Raw genomic sequence first — 15,837 nt, 5'->3', positions numbered from 1 at the left:
GGCAGCATCAAGCCGCACACCAAGTTTGAGTGTGAGGTGTACGTATTGAGCAAGGACGAGGGTGGCCGTCATACTCCGTTCTTCAAGGGCTATCGTCCGCAGTTCTACTTCCGTACCACCGACGTAACCGGTTCCTGTGAACTGCCGGAAGGCGTGGAAATGGTTATGCCGGGTGATAACGTGAAGATGGAAGTAACGCTGATTGCTCCGATCGCCATGGAAGATGGCCTGCGCTTCGCGATTCGCGAAGGCGGTCGTACCGTTGGCGCCGGTGTTGTCGCGAAGATCATCGAGTAAGGCCTCGAGTGTTGGGCGCACCCTTGTGGTGCGCGCTTGTGGTGTAGAAAGTGCACTGAGTTGTTTCGGTGCAGGCCAGTAGCTCAATTGGCAGAGCAGCGGTCTCCAAAACCGCAGGTTGGGGGTTCGATTCCCTCCTGGCCTGCCATTTTTTAACATCCGGATACATAAGTTGATTCCCATGGGGTCAAAAGCCGTTCAGTCAAACAGTCGTTTCGATACATTGAAGTGGCTGGTTGTGTTTGTGCTGATTGCCGTTGGTGTTGTGGGTAACCAGTATTTTAGTGCCGAGTCTCTGCTGTATCGGGTTCTCGCTCTTGTTGGTCTCGCGATTGTGGCGGCGTTCGTTGCCCTGCAAACTCTGCGTGGGCAGCGTTTTGCTGCGCTCTTGAAAGAAGCGCGCGTTGAGATCCGGAAGGTCGTTTGGCCCACCAGGCCAGAACTGGTTCAGACTACTGTGATTGTTGTGGTCTTTGTGCTGGTTGTGTCTCTGTTGTTGTGGGGTATGGATTCGATAATCAGTTGGCTGGTCGCCGGATTTATCGGTTAACAGGAGTGGGCAATGGCTAAGCGCTGGTACGTCGTTCATGCGTATTCTGGCTTTGAAAAGCACGTGATGCGCACTCTGGCAGAGCGCATTGCGCTTGAAGGTATGGAAGACAAATTCGGTGAGATTCTTGTTCCTACCGAAGAGGTTGTCGAAATGCGTGACGGGAAAAAGCGCAAGAGTGAGCGCAAATTTTATCCCGGTTACGTGCTCGTCCAGATGGAAATGGATGATGGTACTTGGCACCTCGTGAAAAACACCCCGAGAGTGCTGGGCTTTATTGGTGGAACGAAAGACAAGCCTGCTCCGATTACAGAGCGTGAAGCTGAGGCAATTCTGCGTCGTGTTGAAAGCGGCGTTGACAAACCCAAGCCCAAGACGCTGTTTGAGCCGGGTGAGGTTGTACGCGTTGTTGAAGGACCCTTTGCGGATTTCAATGGCGTGGTAGAGGAAGTTGACTACGACAAGAGTCGGGTCAAGGTTGCTGTTCTGATTTTTGGTCGCTCAACTCCGGTAGAACTGGAGTTCGGTCAGGTCGAAAAGGACTGACAGGCAGCTTTTAACCGCAAGGCTCGCGCGCTCAGGCGTTGCGGGCTTTTTGTGTCTGCAACGGGGAGCCGAAAGGCGTTCGCACCCACAGGAGTATTATCATGGCTAAGAAGATAGAAGCGTATATCAAGCTTCAGGTTGCTGCCGGTAAGGCCAACCCGAGTCCCCCCGTTGGTCCTGCACTGGGTCAGCGCGGTGTGAATATCATGGAATTCTGCAAGGCTTTCAACGCCCAGACCCAGGATATGGAAGCCGGTTTGCCGATTCCCACGGTTATTACCGTATACAGTGATCGTAGTTTCACGTTTATCACCAAAACTCCCCCGGCCCCGGTTCTTCTCAAGAAGGCGGCTGGTGTAAAGAGTGGTTCCGGTCGCCCGAATACCGACAAGGTCGGAAAGGTAACCCGTGAGCAGCTTGAAGAAATCGCCAAGACCAAAGAGCCGGATCTGACTGCTGCCGATATGGATGCAGCGATTCGTACCATTGCTGGAACTGCCCGCAGCATGGGCCTGACTGTGGAGGGCCTGTAAGATGTCAAAGCTGAGCAAGCGCCAGAAGCTTATTCGTGAAAAAACAGATTCCACCCGTTCATACTCCGTAGACGAAGCCGTATCTCTGCTGGTCGAACTGGGTCAGAGCGTCAAGTTCAAGGAATCTGTGGATGTTGCCATCAACCTCGGTGTTGATGCACGTAAATCCGACCAGGTTGTGCGCAGCAGCACTGTGCTGCCACACGGTACCGGTAAAACCGTTCGCGTTGCGGTATTCACCCAGGGTGCTAACGCAGAAAAGGCGACCGCAGCGGGCGCAGATATCGTTGGCATGGACGATCTCGCCGAGGAAGTCAAAAAAGGCAATATGGATTTCGACGTTGTTATAGCAACTCCGGATGCCATGCGCGTCGTGGGCCAGCTTGGCCAGATCCTTGGGCCACGGGGCCTGATGCCAAACCCGAAAGTAGGTACGGTTACCCCTGACGTTGAAACGGCAGTCAGGAACGCCAAGGCAGGCCAGGTTCGCTACCGTACGGACAAGAACGGTATTATCCATGCTCCGCTGGGTAATGTTGAGTTTTCTGCCCAGAACATCAAGGAAAACCTTGAAGCTCTGGTGGCAGATCTGAAAAAGGCCAAGCCATCTTCTGCGAAAGGTGTGTATCTCAAGAAGATCACAATTTCGTCGACTATGGGTCCTGGCCTGACTATCGATCAGAATGGTCTGGATATCTGACATTTTGAACGGTAGTTACTTTGTAGTCTGGGCGGAAGCCAAGGCTGTCAAAGACCGCAGGCCCCTGAAGTCAAAAGGCTGGAAGGGTTAAAGCAACGCCTGCGCAGACGGTGTGAAGACGTTCTCTCTGAACCCAAACACCGTTAAGGCGCCCGCAGGAGCTGGTGACATCAGGCTCCCAGGGCAATGATGGGTTTGCCGGGAATACCCCCGGCGAAATCGAGGAGAAATCCAGTGGCAATTAGACTCGAAGACAAGAAAGCGATCGTCGCTGAAGTCAACGAGACTGCCGGTGGTGCTCTGTCTGTGGTTCTGGCTGACTACCGTGGTGTCACCTCAGGTGATATGACGGCTCTGCGTGCCAAAGCTCGTGCCGAAAATGTGCGTCTCAAGGTTGTACGTAACAACCTGGCCAAGATTGCCATTCGCGGTACTGAGTTCGAGTGCATTGATGAGTTACTGGTTGGCCCGACCATTCTGGCATTCTCTATGGAAGATCCGGGAGCGGCTGCGCGCTTGCTGAAGGATTTTGCAAAAGAGAAGGATGCGTTCGATATCAAAGGTCTGGCAGTCGGCGGTGAGCTGATGGGCGCAGATCAGATCGACCGTCTTGCCAAGCTGCCAACACGTCACGAAGCATTGACGATGCTGGCTGCTGTAACGCAGGCACCAATCACCAAGCTGGCACGGACACTGAACGAAGTTCCTTCGAAGGTGACCCGCGCTGTAGCGGCAGTTCGAGACCAGAAGCAAGAAGCTGCTTGATTCTGTTGAACACCATTTTTACTATTTTTGGGAGAAAGTCATGGCTCTGTCTAACGAAGACATTTTGAACGCAATTGCTGAAATGAGCGTAATGGACGTTGTTGCGCTGGTTGAAGCAATGGAAGAGAAGTTCGGTGTATCTGCTGCTGCCGCTGTTGCTGCTGCCCCTGCAGCCGCTGGTGGTGAAGCTGCCGCCGCAGAAGAGCAGACCGAATTTGACGTGGTTCTGACTGGCGTTGGCGAGAAGAAAGTTAACGTTATCAAAGCTGTTCGTGAACTCACTGGCCTGGGTCTGAAAGAAGCAAAAGAAATGGTTGACGGCGCGCCTTCCACTATCAAGGAAGCAGCGAGCAAAGCAGACGCGGAAGAAGCCAAGAAGAAGCTTGAGGAAGCAGGCGCTTCTGTTGAGCTCAAGTAAGAGTCGGCTGTTGATTGAAACTGCGCTCAAAGCGTAGACAGGCTGGTGGCTTTGTGCCACCGGCCTTTTTCTGTTGTATATGCTATAGAGTCTGGTTTCTGATTGCAGGTTGTTTCAGATCTTCAGTCGATTACCGGAGTCTTTGTTCAAGACGGCGCGATAAGCCGAGCAATTCGGCCCCGAAGCAGAACATTGGTTGCTTCTTGATACCAGGTATCAGGTTTAAAGCTGGGGAATGCAGATGACTTACTCCTACACTGAGAAAAAGCGGATTCGCAAAGACTTTAGTAAATTGCCTTCCGTGATGGATGTCCCCTATTTGCTGTCTATTCAGCTGGATTCATTCAGGGACTTCCTGCAAATGGAAGCCGCCCCGGAAGACCGCCGGGAAACCGGTCTTCACGCAGCGTTCAAATCCGTATTCCCGATTGCCAGCTATTCTGGCAATGCCGCGCTCGAATACGTGAGCTACCGCATTGGTGAGCCCGTGTTCGATGTCAAGGAATGCCAGCTTAGGGGCGTAACATACGCGGCGCCACTGAGAGTTAAAGTCCGCCTTATTATTTACGATAAGGAATCGTCCAACAAGGCGATCAAGGATATCAAGGAACAGGAAGTCTACATGGGCGAAATGCCCCTGATGACTGAAAACGGTACCTTTGTTATCAACGGTACAGAGCGTGTTATCGTTTCCCAGCTTCACCGCTCGCCGGGCGTGTTTTTTGATCATGACAAGGGTAAGACCCACTCATCCGGCAAGCTTTTGTATTCGGCCCGGGTGATTCCTTACCGTGGGTCCTGGCTTGATTTCGAATTCGATCCGAAAGACTCGGTTTTCGTTCGTATTGACCGCCGGCGCAAGCTGCCGGCTACGATTCTTTTGCGGGCGCTTGGCTACACCTCCGAGCAGATGCTGGAGCAGTTCTTCGATACCAGCAAGTTCACTCTGGGTGCCGAAACCTGCAAGCTTGAGTTGGTCCCCAGCCGTCTCCGTGGCGACATAGCAACCTTCGATATCAAGGATAAAGAAGGCAAACTGATCGTTGAGGAAGGTCGGCGGATAACTGCTCGCCATATCAAACAGCTCGAAAAAGCCGGTATCAATGAGCTGGAGGTTCCCACCGAGTATCTTTATGGTCGTGTTTTGGCCCGGGATATGGTGGATCAATCCACGGGTGAGGTGCTGGTTGAGTGTAATACCGAGCTTACTGAAGAGATTGTTACGAAAATCCTGGACGCCGGCGTAACCGAGATTGAGACACTTTACACCAATGATCTGGACTGCGGCCCGTTCATGTCTGATACGTTGCGTATCGACCCGACCCGCACGCCGCTGGAAGCGCTGGTAGAAATCTATCGGATGATGCGCCCCGGCGAGCCGCCCACCAAGGATTCGGCAGAGAACCTGTTTAATAACCTGTTCTTCTCGGAAGAGCGTTACGACCTGTCAGCTGTTGGCCGGATGAAGCTCAACAGGCGCCTGCGCCGTGAAGAAAGTACCGGTGAAGGTACCCTGACTCACGAAGATATTATCGATGTGCTGAAAACCCTGATCGATATCCGTAACGGGCAGGGAAATGTTGATGATATCGATAACCTGGGTAACCGCCGCGTGCGTTGCGTTGGTGAAATGGCCGAGAACCAGTTCCGCGTAGGTCTGGTGCGTGTCGAGCGTGCGGTTCGTGAGCGTCTGAGCCTTGCGGAAAGCGAAGGCCTGATGCCTCAGGATCTTATTAACGCCAAGCCGGTTGCAGCGGCAGTCAAGGAATTCTTTGGTTCCAGCCAGCTGTCGCAGTTTATGGATCAGAACAACCCCCTGTCAGAGGTGACCCATAAACGTCGTATCTCTGCTCTCGGGCCAGGTGGTCTGACCCGTGAGCGGGCCGGCTTTGAGGTGCGAGACGTTCACCCGACTCACTACGGTCGCGTGTGCCCGATCGAGACACCGGAAGGGCCAAACATTGGTCTGATTAACTCGTTGGCGACCTATGCGCGTTCCAACTCTTACGGTTTCCTTGAAAGCCCCTACAGAAAAGTGGTGGATGGTCAGGTAACTGATGAACTGGTGTATTTGTCGGCTATCGAGGAAAGCAACTACGTTATTGCCCAGGCCAGTGCTGCAGTAGACGATGACATGCGCCTGACTGACGAACTGGTAACGGTTCGGCACCAGAACGAAACCACGGTTATGCCTCCTGAAAGCGTCAACTTCATGGATGTGTCGCCGCGTCAGGTGGTGTCCGTTGCCGCCTCCCTCATCCCGTTCCTGGAGCACGACGATGCCAACCGGGCATTGATGGGTGCAAACATGCAGCGCCAGGCGGTTCCGACACTGCGCTCCCAGGTACCTCTGGTGGGTACAGGTGTAGAGCGCACAGTGGCACAGGACTCCGGCGTCTGTGTAACCGCCCGTCGCGGTGGTGTTATAGAGAGCGTTGATGCGGCCCGTATTGTCGTTCGCGTTAACAACGAGGAAACCGAAGCAGGTGATGCAGGTGTGGATATCTACAACCTCACCAAGTACACCCGCTCGAACCAGAACACCTGTATTAACCAGCGCTCCATCGTTCGGCAGGGCGACGTGATTGCCCGTGGTGATGTACTGGCAGATGGTCCTTCTGTGGATCTCGGTGAGCTGGCTCTGGGTCAGAACATGCGTATCGCGTTCATGCCCTGGAACGGTTATAACTTTGAGGATTCCATCCTTATTTCCGAGAAAGTGGTTCAGGAAGATCGTCTGACCACCATTCATATCCAGGAACTGACCTGTGTGGCTCGGGATACCAAGCTGGGTAGCGAAGAGATCACTGCAGATATCCCCAACGTGGGTGAGAGTGCTCTGTCCAAGCTTGACGAGTCTGGCATTGTCTATATCGGTGCCGAAGTCGGCCCCGGCGACATTCTGGTAGGCAAGGTTACGCCGAAAGGCGAGACCCAGCTCACTCCGGAGGAAAAGCTCCTGAGGGCGATCTTTGGTGAGAAGGCGTCCGATGTCAAAGACACGTCTTCCCGCGTGCCCACGGGCACTCGCGGCACCGTGATCGATGTGCAGGTCTTTACCCGCGACGGTATTGAAAAAGACCAGCGAGCGAAAGCCATTGAAAAAGAGCAGCTGGACCAGTACCGGAAGGACCTCAAGGACGAATACCGTATCGTTGAGGGCGCAACGTTTGAGCGCTTGCTGAGCGCATTGAAGGGGCAGGCCGTAATCAGCGGCCCGGGCCTGAAGAAAGGTGCCGTTCTCGAAGAAAGCTACCTGGCCGATCTGCCGCGTTCGGACTGGTTCAAACTTCGTATGCAGGACGAAAGTCTCAACGAACTGCTGGAGAAATCCGAACAGGGTCTCGAAGAGCGCAAGAAGGAGCATGAGGCGCGCTTTGAAGACAAGAAAGGCAAGCTTCAGCAGGGTGATGACCTTGCGCCGGGCGTCCTGAAAATCGTCAAGGTATACCTTGCGATCAAACGCCGGATCCAGCCAGGTGACAAGATGGCGGGGCGTCACGGTAACAAGGGTGTTATCTCCGCCGTTATGCCGATTGAAGACATGCCGTACGATGAATTCGGAAACACCGTTGATATCGTCCTGAACCCGTTGGGCGTGCCCTCACGGATGAACGTAGGTCAGGTACTGGAAACGCATCTGGGTGCAGCAGCCAAAGGCCTGGGTGAGCGCATCAGCAAAATGCTTGATGAGCAACGCAAGGTGGCGGAGCTGCGCAAGCTTCTGGACGAGATCTACAACCACTCCGAGGAAGTGTTCAAAGTGGATCTGGATTCCCTGAACGACAAGGAAATCCTGGAGATGTGTCATAACCTGCGTGGTGGTGTACCTATGGCCACGCCGGTGTTTGATGGCGCTGAGGAATCCGAGGTCAAGCACATGCTTGAGTTGGCGGGCCTGAGCACAACCGGCCAGACCAAGCTGTACGATGGCCGTACAGGGGACGCCTTCGATCGCCCGGTGACCGTGGGGTATATGTATATCCTCAAGCTCAACCACCTGATTGATGACAAGATGCACGCCCGTTCCACCGGTTCGTACAGCCTGGTCACCCAGCAGCCGCTGGGTGGTAAGGCGCAGTTCGGTGGTCAGCGTTTCGGTGAGATGGAAGTCTGGGCCCTCGAGGCTTATGGCGCAGCGTATACGTTGCAGGAAATGCTCACCGTCAAGTCTGATGACGTGAACGGCCGGACCAAGATGTACAAGAACATTGTCGATGGTGATCATCGTATGGAGCCCGGCATGCCGGAATCCTTCAACGTTCTTGTCAAGGAGATCCGTTCGCTGGGTATCGACATCGAGCTGGAATCCGAGTGAGCCGAATTGTTTTTGGCAGCGTGAGCGGGCACCGTCGGTGCCCGCCCGAGATTAACGCCATGCGGAGCTTTTACTGATGAAAGATTTGCTGAATCTTCTCAAGAGCCAGAACCAAAGCAAGGAATTTGATGCTATCCGTATTGGATTGGCGTCACCGGACATGATCCGTTCCTGGTCTTTTGGTGAAGTCAAGAAGCCTGAGACCATTAACTACCGTACGTTCAAACCCGAGCGTGACGGCCTTTTCTGCGCCAAGATCTTCGGCCCGATCAAGGACTATGAATGCCTGTGCGGCAAGTACAAGCGCCTGAAGCATCGCGGTGTTATCTGCGAGAAGTGCGGCGTTGAAGTTGCATTGGCAAACGTGCGCCGTGAACGCATGGGGCACATTGAGCTGGCCAGCCCGGTCGCTCATATCTGGTTCCTGAAATCATTGCCGTCCCGCATTGGTCTGATGCTGGACATGACTTTGCGCGATATCGAGCGTGTACTCTACTTCGAGTCCTTCATAGTGATTGACCCGGGGATGACGACGCTGGAGCGTGGGCAGTTGCTCAATGACGAGCAGTACTACGAAGCCCTGGAAGAGTTCGGGGACGAGTTTGATGCCCGGATGGGTGCGGAAGCCGTCAAAGAGTTGCTTGAGGGCATCGACCTGCAGGAGCAGGTTGACGCGCTGCGGGAGGAAATTCCCCAGACCAACTCGGAAACCAAGATCAAGAAATTCAGCAAGCGCCTGAAGATTCTTGAGGCATTCCTGTATTCCGGTAACAAGCCTGGCGACATGGTGATGACCGTGCTGCCGGTTCTTCCGCCGGATCTGCGCCCGCTGGTGCCGCTGGACGGTGGCCGCTTTGCGACTTCTGACCTTAACGATCTGTATCGTCGCGTTATCAACCGGAACAACCGTCTCAAGCGCCTTCTCGAGCTGAACGCTCCGGACATTATTGTACGCAACGAAAAGCGTATGCTGCAGGAAGCGGTTGACGCCCTGCTGGATAACGGTCGTCGCGGTCGTGCCATTACCGGTACCAACAAGCGTCCGCTTAAATCCCTGGCAGACATGATCAAGGGCAAGCAAGGCCGTTTCCGTCAGAACCTGCTGGGTAAGCGGGTGGACTACTCCGGTCGTTCTGTAATCGTTGTGGGCCCGTATTTGCGCCTGCACCAGTGCGGTCTGCCGAAAAAAATGGCGCTTGAGCTTTTCAAGCCATTTATTTTCTCAAAGCTTGAGCACCGTGGGCTGGCGACCACCATAAAAGCCGCCAAGAAGATGGTTGAGCGGGAAGAAGGCGTTGTCTGGGATATCCTCGACGAAGTCATCCGTCAGCACCCGATCATGCTTAACCGTGCGCCGACGCTGCACCGCCTTGGTATCCAGGCGTTCGAGCCGGTACTGATTGAAGGCAAGGCAATCCAGCTGCACCCGCTGGTCTGTGCGGCCTATAACGCCGACTTTGACGGTGACCAGATGGCGGTACACGTACCGCTGACCCTGGAGGCGCAGCTCGAAGCCCGTGCGCTGATGATGTCCACCAATAACATCCTGTCGCCGGCGAACGGTGAGCCGATCATCGTGCCGTCCCAGGACGTTGTTCTGGGCCTGTACTACATGACCCGGGAGCGCAAGAGCGCCCTTGGCGAAGGCATGGTGTTTGCCGACGTGAAAGAAGCACATCGCGCCTATGGCGCGGGTCGGGTCGACCTGCAGGCCATCGTCAAGGTCCGGGTAAAGGAAGTTGCCATTCAGGAGGACGGAGAGCGCAGGGAAGAGTACAAGATTGTGGATACCACGGTCGGTCGTGCGTTGCTGTTTGATATCGTTCCGGACGGCCTGTCTTATGACCTGGTCAACAAGCCGATGGTCAAGAAAGCGATTTCCAACCTGATCAACACCTGTTATCGGGATGCCGGCCTGAAAGAGACGGTTATCTTTGCGGACCAACTCATGTACATGGGTTACCACTATGCAACAGTGTCTGGTATCTCCATTGGTTTCAACGACTTCGAGATTCCGCCGGAGAAGTACGAGCTGGTCGATGCAGCGACACAGGAAGTCAAGGATATCGAATCCCAGTACGCGTCCGGTTTGCTGACCCAGGGCGAGAAGTACAACAAGGTTATCGATATCTGGTCTCGCGCCAACGACAAGGTCTCCAAGGCCATGATGGAGCGCCTGGCCAAGGAAAAGGTCATTGGTCCCGACGGCAAACCTGTCAAAGGCGAAGATGGCGAAGACCTGATGCAGGAATCCTTCAACTCGGTTTACATGATGGCGGATTCCGGTGCGCGGGGTTCTGCTGCCCAGATCCGTCAGCTGGCGGGCATGCGTGGCCTTATGGCCAAACCGGACGGCTCAATCATTGAGACACCCATTACTGCGAACTTCCGTGAAGGTCTGAACGTACTCCAGTACTTTATCTCCACGCACGGGGCACGTAAGGGTCTGGCCGATACGGCTCTGAAGACCGCGAACTCCGGTTACCTGACCCGCCGCCTCGTAGACGTGTCCCAGGATCTGGTGGTTACAGAAGAAGATTGCGGTACCGAAGAAGGTCTTCTGATGACGCCGCACATCGAAGGCGGCGACGTGGTTGTGCCACTGGGTGATCGCGTTCTGGGCCGTGTTACGGCTCGCGATGCGTTTACTCCGACGGATAAAGACAACGCGGTTGTTCCGGCCGGTACCCTGCTCGATGAGAAAACCATCGAGGCGCTGGAAGGTGCCGGTGTGGATGAGGTCTGGGTTCGCTCTGCGATCACCTGTGAGACCCGTCACGGTATCTGCTCCAAGTGCTACGGTCGCGATCTGGCCCGTGGTCACCTGGTTAACGTTGGTGAGGCTGTAGGTGTTATCGCCGCGCAGTCCATCGGTGAACCGGGAACCCAGCTCACCATGCGGACCTTCCACATTGGTGGTGCAGCCAGCCGGGCCTCGGCGGTGGACAACATTCAGGTCAAGCACGGTGGTACGGTACGCCTGCACAACCTCAAGTCGCTTGAGAAGAGCGATGGGTCCCTGGTTGTTATTTCCCGTTCCTCTGCATTGGCGATTGCCGATGACCAGGGTCGTGAACGGGAATGGTACAAGCTGCCTTACGGTGCGGTACTGTCGGTTAAAAACGGTGATGAGGTTGAGGCCGGTGTTGTGGTTGCCAAGTGGGATCCGCACACGCACCCGATCATCGCGGAAGCCGAAGGTATTGCCAAGTTCGTCAATATGGACCAGGGCATTACCGTTCGTACCCAGACCGACGAGCTGACCGGCTTGTCGACCATGGAAATTATCGATCCGAAAGATCGCCCCGCGGCAGGTAAGGATATTCGCCCGGCAATCCAGATGGTTGATGAGGACGGTAATGATGTGGATTTGCCAGGCGGTGGCCCGGCAATTTTCTTCATGCCGGCAAACGCGCTGGTAACCATGGCGAACGGTGCCCGTATCGAACTGGGAGATGTGGTTGCACGTATTCCGCAAGCCAGTTCCAAAACGCGGGACATCACGGGTGGTCTGCCACGGGTAGCCGACCTGTTTGAAGCCCGTCGCCCGAAAGAGTCTTCCATTCTTGCTGAAATCAGCGGCGTGGTGTCCTTCGGCAAGGAAACCAAGGGCAAGAAACGTCTGGTGATTACACCGAGAGACGGCGATCCTTATGAGGTTCTGATTCCGAAGCACCGGCAGATGAACGTTTTCGAAGGGGAAACCGTCGAAAAAGGTGAAGTGATATCGGATGGACCGTCCAATCCGCACGACATCCTGCGCCTGTTGGGTGTGGTCGAATTGGCGAAGTACATCACCAACGAGATCCAGGACGTTTATCGCTTGCAGGGTGTTGTCATTAACGACAAGCACATTGAGGTGATCGTGCGCCAGATGTTGCGCAAGGTTGAAGTTACTGATCCGGGTGACACACCCCTGCTGGCCGGTGACCAGCTGGAGATTACCAAGCTGCTGGAAGAGAACGAAAAAGCTATTGCCGCCGATAAAGAGCCTGCAAGGTTCGAACGCTTGCTGCTGGGTATTACCAAAGCGTCACTGGCGACCGAGTCGTTCATCTCTGCGGCGTCGTTCCAGGAGACTACGCGGGTTCTCACCGAGGGTGCAGTAACCGGCAAGCGCGATTATCTGCGTGGCCTGAAGGAAAACGTCGTGGTCGGCCGATTGATTCCTGCGGGAACCGGGCTGGCCTATCACGCTGAGCGTCGTCGCAAACGCGAACTGGAAGAGCAGGGCGTTACCGCGGCCGACGTTGAAGAAGCATTGAGTGCCGAGCTCAATCGCGGCGGTTGAATCCGACGCGCCACCTCCGTGTAGTTACTTATGCCGAGGTGGTTAAAAAGAGATCAGTCATCTTGACTGTCCGGGGGCGCAGGCTTAAACTTGCGACCCTTAATTTTACCCCCTTCATTGGGGGTAAGTTTCATTGGTATGGTTTTTGGAGTTTGCTTACATGGCAACGATTAATCAGTTGGTACGTAAGCCTCGTAAGCGCAAGGTAGCCAAGAGCGATGTTCCTGCTCTTCAGGCCTGTCCTCAGCGCCGTGGTGTATGCACTCGTGTTTACACCACAACGCCGAAGAAGCCGAACTCAGCACTGCGTAAAGTGTGCCGTGTTCGTCTGACCAACGGCTTCGAGGTTTCGTCATACATTGGTGGTGAAGGTCACAACCTTCAGGAGCACAGTGTTGTGCTTATCCGTGGCGGTCGGGTAAAAGACCTTCCGGGTGTGCGCTATCACACTGTTCGCGGAACGCTGGACACCCAGGGTGTGCAGAACCGTAAGCAGGGCCGCTCCAAGTACGGTGCAAAACGACCCAAGTCCTGATGTCCCAAGCGGGTGTCTTTTATCGTTGCTTGTCAGAACGGTAAGAGTAAGGCTGAGTAGCAAATGCTATCTCAGGGGTTCCTGAAGACCTTTTAATTATATAAGGGCTTATCGATGCCTAGAAGAAGAGTTGCAGCTAAACGGGAAATAATCCCGGATCCGAAATTCGGTAGTGCGCGCCTTGCCAAGTTCATCAACCACGTGATGGAAAGCGGCAAGAAAGCGGTTGCAGAGCGTATTGTTTATGGCGCTCTGACAATTGTTGCCGAAAAATCCAAAGAAGAGCCGATCGACATGTTCGAGAAGGCCCTGGAAAACATCCAGCCGATGGTCGAGGTAAAGTCCCGTCGTGTGGGTGGTGCTACTTACCAGGTGCCTGTCGAAGTACGGCCTTCCCGTCAGAACGCGCTGGCCATGCGCTGGCTTGTAGAATATTCACGGAAGCGCGGCGAAAAATCCATGGCGCAACGCCTGGCCGGTGAAATTCTTGACGCCGCTGACAGCAAAGGCGCTGCTGTGAAGAAGCGTGAAGACGTACACCGCATGGCAGAAGCCAACAAGGCGTTCTCTCACTTCCGTTTCTAATCAGCCGAGGTTTATACAGTGGCACGCAAAACACCGATTAAACGTTACAGAAACATTGGTATCTGTGCGCACGTTGATGCGGGCAAAACCACGACGACCGAACGTATTCTTTACTACACCGGTCGCAGCCACAAGATGGGTGAAACCCATGATGGCGCGTCCACCACTGACTGGATGGAGCAGGAGCAGGAGCGTGGTATCACCATTACCTCCGCTGCTGTTACGACATTCTGGCAGGGTATGGACAAACAATTTGACGAGCATCGAATCAATGTGATTGATACCCCGGGGCACGTTGACTTCACCATCGAAGTTGAACGTTCGCTGCGGGTGCTTGATGGTGCTGTAGTTGTATTCTGTGGATCCTCCGGTGTTGAGCCGCAGTCTGAAACGGTATGGCGCCAGGCAAACAAGTACGAAGTTCCCCGTCTGGTGTTCGTCAACAAGATGGACCGTGCAGGTGCAGATTTCCTGCGTGTAGTTGACCAGATCCGGAATCGGCTGGGTGCAACACCGGTTCCGCTCCAGTTGCCAATTGGCTCCGAAGAAAATTTCGAAGGTGTGGTTGACCTGCTTCGCATGAAGTCGATCCACTGGAGCAACGATGACATGGGTATGACCTATGAACTGGGTGATATCCCTGCGGATATGGCGGACGAAGTTGCCAAGTACCGTGAGCACTTGGTTGAGGCTGCAGCCGAGGCCAATGAAGAGCTGATGGACAAGTACCTCGAAGGTGGCGAGCTCACTATCGAGGAGATCAAGCAGGGCCTGCGTGCGCGCACCATCGCAAACGAGATTGTTCCGGCTTGCTGTGGCTCGGCGTTCAAGAATAAGGGCGTTCAGGCCGTTCTTGATGCGGTGATTGAATACCTGCCCGCCCCGGATGAGGTTAAGGCCATCCGTGGTGAGGTTGACGAGGATGGTACTGAAGAGACTCGTCCGGTTGATGACAATGCGCCCTTTGCGGCCTTGGCGTTTAAAATCGCCACAGACCCGTTCGTGGGCACTCTGACGTTCTTCCGGGTTTACTCGGGCAAGCTTGAGTCGGGTAATGCAGTATACAACTCGGTAAAGGGTAAAAAAGAGCGTGTGGGCCGTATGGTTCAGATGCACGCCAATGACCGTGAAGAAATCAAGGAAGTTCTGGCAGGCGATATTGCTGCTGCGATCGGCCTCAAGAACGTCACCACGGGCGATACGCTGTGCGATGAAAACCACAAGATCATCCTTGAACGCATGGAGTTCCCGGAGCCGGTAATCTCGGTTGCGGTTGAACCCAAGTCCAAGGCGGATCAGGAGAAGATGGGTGTCGCTCTGGGCAAATTGGCTCAGGAAGATCCTTCATTCCGTGTACGCACTGACGAAGAGACTGGGCAGACCATCATTTCCGGTATGGGCGAGCTTCACCTGGATATTCTTGTTGACCGTATGCGTCGCGAGTTCAAGGTGGATGCAAACATCGGTAAGCCGCAGGTTGCGTACCGTGAGTGCATTCGCAAGTCGGTAGACGTTGAAGGTAAGTTTGTTCGTCAGTCAGGCGGTCGTGGTCAGTACGGTCACGTTAAAGTGAGAATTGATCCGCTGCCACTGGACCAGGAAGATGGCGAAAACTTCATCTTCGTTAACGAAATCGTTGGTGGTGTAGTTCCCAAGGAATACATCCCCGCGGTTCAGCAGGGTATCGAGGAGCAGATGCAGAACGGCTGTCTGGCCGGTTATCCGCTGCTGGGTATCAAGGCAACCTTGTATGATGGCTCATACCACGATGTGGACTCCAACGAGATGGCGTTCAAGGTCGCAGGTTCCATGGCAATGAAAAAGGGCGCTCTGGAGGCGAACCCGGCATTGCTTGAGCCAATGATGAAGGTTGAGGTTGTAACCCCTGAAGATTATATGGGCGATGTGGTTGGTGACTTGAACCGCCGTCGTGGCCTCATTCAGGGGATGGACGACGGTGTTGCCGGCAAGATTGTTCGCGCAGAGGTTCCGTTGTCAGAAATGTTTGGTTACGCGACAGATCTGCGCTCTGCGACTCAGGGGCGCGCGTCCTACGCGATGGAATTTTCGCGTTATGCGGAAGCACCAAGCAACATCGCCGAAGCAATTATTAAAAAGGGTTGATACCCAGGACTTAAGTAACAGGAAGAGGTGTAACTGTGTCTAAATCTAAATTTGAGCGTAATAAGCCACACCTGAACGTGGGCACTATCGGTCACGTTGACCATGGTAAGACGACACTGACCGCTGCTCTGACTCGTGTGTGCCACGAAGTCTGGGGTACAGGTTCTGCGAGTGC

13 protein-coding genes and 1 tRNA gene are annotated in these 15,837 nt (G+C 54.4%); all 14 read left to right on the top strand.

The features are described from left to right. The coding region (locus tag CDH48_RS18785) for an EF-Tu C-terminal domain-related protein (protein WP_455429680.1) at window positions 1-297 on the top strand (297 nt) is incomplete at its 5' end. A gap of 72 nt (window positions 298-369) precedes the next feature. Next, a tRNA-Trp gene (locus CDH48_RS18780) sits at window positions 370-445 on the top strand. A gap of 33 nt (window positions 446-478) precedes the next feature. Next, window positions 479-847, top strand: coding sequence for a preprotein translocase subunit SecE (secE, locus tag CDH48_RS18775; protein WP_100690227.1), 369 nt, complete (start codon window positions 479-481; stop codon window positions 845-847). Between the two features lie 12 nt (window positions 848-859). Continuing rightward, complete coding sequence (gene nusG, locus CDH48_RS18770) at window positions 860-1,393, top strand: transcription termination/antitermination protein NusG (protein ID WP_100690226.1); 534 nt, start codon at window positions 860-862, stop codon at window positions 1,391-1,393. 101 nt (window positions 1,394-1,494) lie between these two features. Beyond that, complete coding sequence (rplK, locus tag CDH48_RS18765; RefSeq protein WP_100690225.1) at window positions 1,495-1,926, top strand: 50S ribosomal protein L11; 432 nt, start codon at window positions 1,495-1,497, stop codon at window positions 1,924-1,926. A 1-nt stretch (window position 1,927) separates the two neighbouring features. Next, window positions 1,928-2,626 (top strand): 50S ribosomal protein L1, encoded by a 699-nt coding sequence (gene rplA, locus CDH48_RS18760; protein WP_100690224.1) that lies wholly within the window; start codon window positions 1,928-1,930, stop codon window positions 2,624-2,626. Window positions 2,627-2,860: 234 nt separating this feature from the next. Continuing rightward, window positions 2,861-3,391, top strand: coding sequence for a 50S ribosomal protein L10 (gene rplJ / locus CDH48_RS18755; protein WP_100690223.1), 531 nt, complete (start codon window positions 2,861-2,863; stop codon window positions 3,389-3,391). A gap of 40 nt (window positions 3,392-3,431) precedes the next feature. After that, the gene (gene rplL / locus CDH48_RS18750) at window positions 3,432-3,809 is read left to right on the top strand and encodes a 50S ribosomal protein L7/L12 (protein WP_100690222.1); all 378 of its coding nucleotides are present in this window, start codon (window positions 3,432-3,434) and stop codon (window positions 3,807-3,809) included. Between the two features lie 241 nt (window positions 3,810-4,050). Continuing rightward, window positions 4,051-8,127 (top strand): DNA-directed RNA polymerase subunit beta, encoded by a 4,077-nt coding sequence (gene rpoB, locus CDH48_RS18745; RefSeq protein ID WP_100690228.1) that lies wholly within the window; start codon window positions 4,051-4,053, stop codon window positions 8,125-8,127. A 76-nt stretch (window positions 8,128-8,203) separates the two neighbouring features. Beyond that, on the top strand, window positions 8,204-12,418 hold the full coding sequence (rpoC, locus tag CDH48_RS18740; RefSeq protein ID WP_100690221.1) for a DNA-directed RNA polymerase subunit beta': 4,215 nt from the start codon (window positions 8,204-8,206) through the stop codon (window positions 12,416-12,418). Window positions 12,419-12,578: 160 nt separating this feature from the next. Next, window positions 12,579-12,953 carry a 30S ribosomal protein S12 gene (rpsL, locus tag CDH48_RS18735; RefSeq protein WP_012139854.1) on the top strand — a complete coding sequence of 125 codons (375 nt, stop codon included), beginning with the start codon at window positions 12,579-12,581 and terminating at the stop codon, window positions 12,951-12,953. A gap of 114 nt (window positions 12,954-13,067) precedes the next feature. Next, entirely contained in the window at window positions 13,068-13,538 is a 471-nt protein-coding gene (rpsG, locus tag CDH48_RS18730; RefSeq protein ID WP_100690220.1) for a 30S ribosomal protein S7, read from the top strand. An 18-nt stretch (window positions 13,539-13,556) separates the two neighbouring features. Further along, a complete protein-coding gene (gene fusA, locus CDH48_RS18725; protein ID WP_100690219.1) occupies window positions 13,557-15,662 on the top strand; it encodes an elongation factor G in 2,106 nt (701 codons plus the stop codon). A 35-nt stretch (window positions 15,663-15,697) separates the two neighbouring features. Next, window positions 15,698-15,837, top strand: a 140-nt coding sequence (locus CDH48_RS18720) for a GTP-binding protein (RefSeq protein ID WP_227521179.1), incomplete at its 3' end; no start/stop codon positions are given.

The sequence above is a fragment of the Marinobacter aromaticivorans genome (genome assembly GCF_002806975.1).
Classification (GTDB): Bacteria; Pseudomonadota; Gammaproteobacteria; order Pseudomonadales; family Oleiphilaceae; genus Marinobacter; species Marinobacter aromaticivorans.
The sequence above is the reverse complement of the archived record's forward strand: the minus strand, read 5'-3'. Positions and strand labels throughout refer to the sequence as shown.

What these genes read in the sequence shown, in the direction of transcription:
- secE (WP_100690227.1), top strand. Translation starts at nt 479, where the DNA reads ATGGGGTCAAAAGCCGTTCAGTCAAACAGTCGTTTCGATACATTGAAG.
- nusG (WP_100690226.1), top strand. Translation starts at nt 860, where the DNA reads ATGGCTAAGCGCTGGTACGTCGTTCATGCGTATTCTGGCTTTGAAAAG.
- rplK (WP_100690225.1), top strand. Translation starts at nt 1,495, where the DNA reads ATGGCTAAGAAGATAGAAGCGTATATCAAGCTTCAGGTTGCTGCCGGT.
- rplA (WP_100690224.1), top strand. Translation starts at nt 1,928, where the DNA reads ATGTCAAAGCTGAGCAAGCGCCAGAAGCTTATTCGTGAAAAAACAGAT.
- rplL (WP_100690222.1), top strand. Translation starts at nt 3,432, where the DNA reads ATGGCTCTGTCTAACGAAGACATTTTGAACGCAATTGCTGAAATGAGC.
- rpoB (WP_100690228.1), top strand. Translation starts at nt 4,051, where the DNA reads ATGACTTACTCCTACACTGAGAAAAAGCGGATTCGCAAAGACTTTAGT.
- rpoC (WP_100690221.1), top strand. Translation starts at nt 8,204, where the DNA reads ATGAAAGATTTGCTGAATCTTCTCAAGAGCCAGAACCAAAGCAAGGAA.
- rpsL (WP_012139854.1), top strand. Translation starts at nt 12,579, where the DNA reads ATGGCAACGATTAATCAGTTGGTACGTAAGCCTCGTAAGCGCAAGGTA.
- rpsG (WP_100690220.1), top strand. Translation starts at nt 13,068, where the DNA reads ATGCCTAGAAGAAGAGTTGCAGCTAAACGGGAAATAATCCCGGATCCG.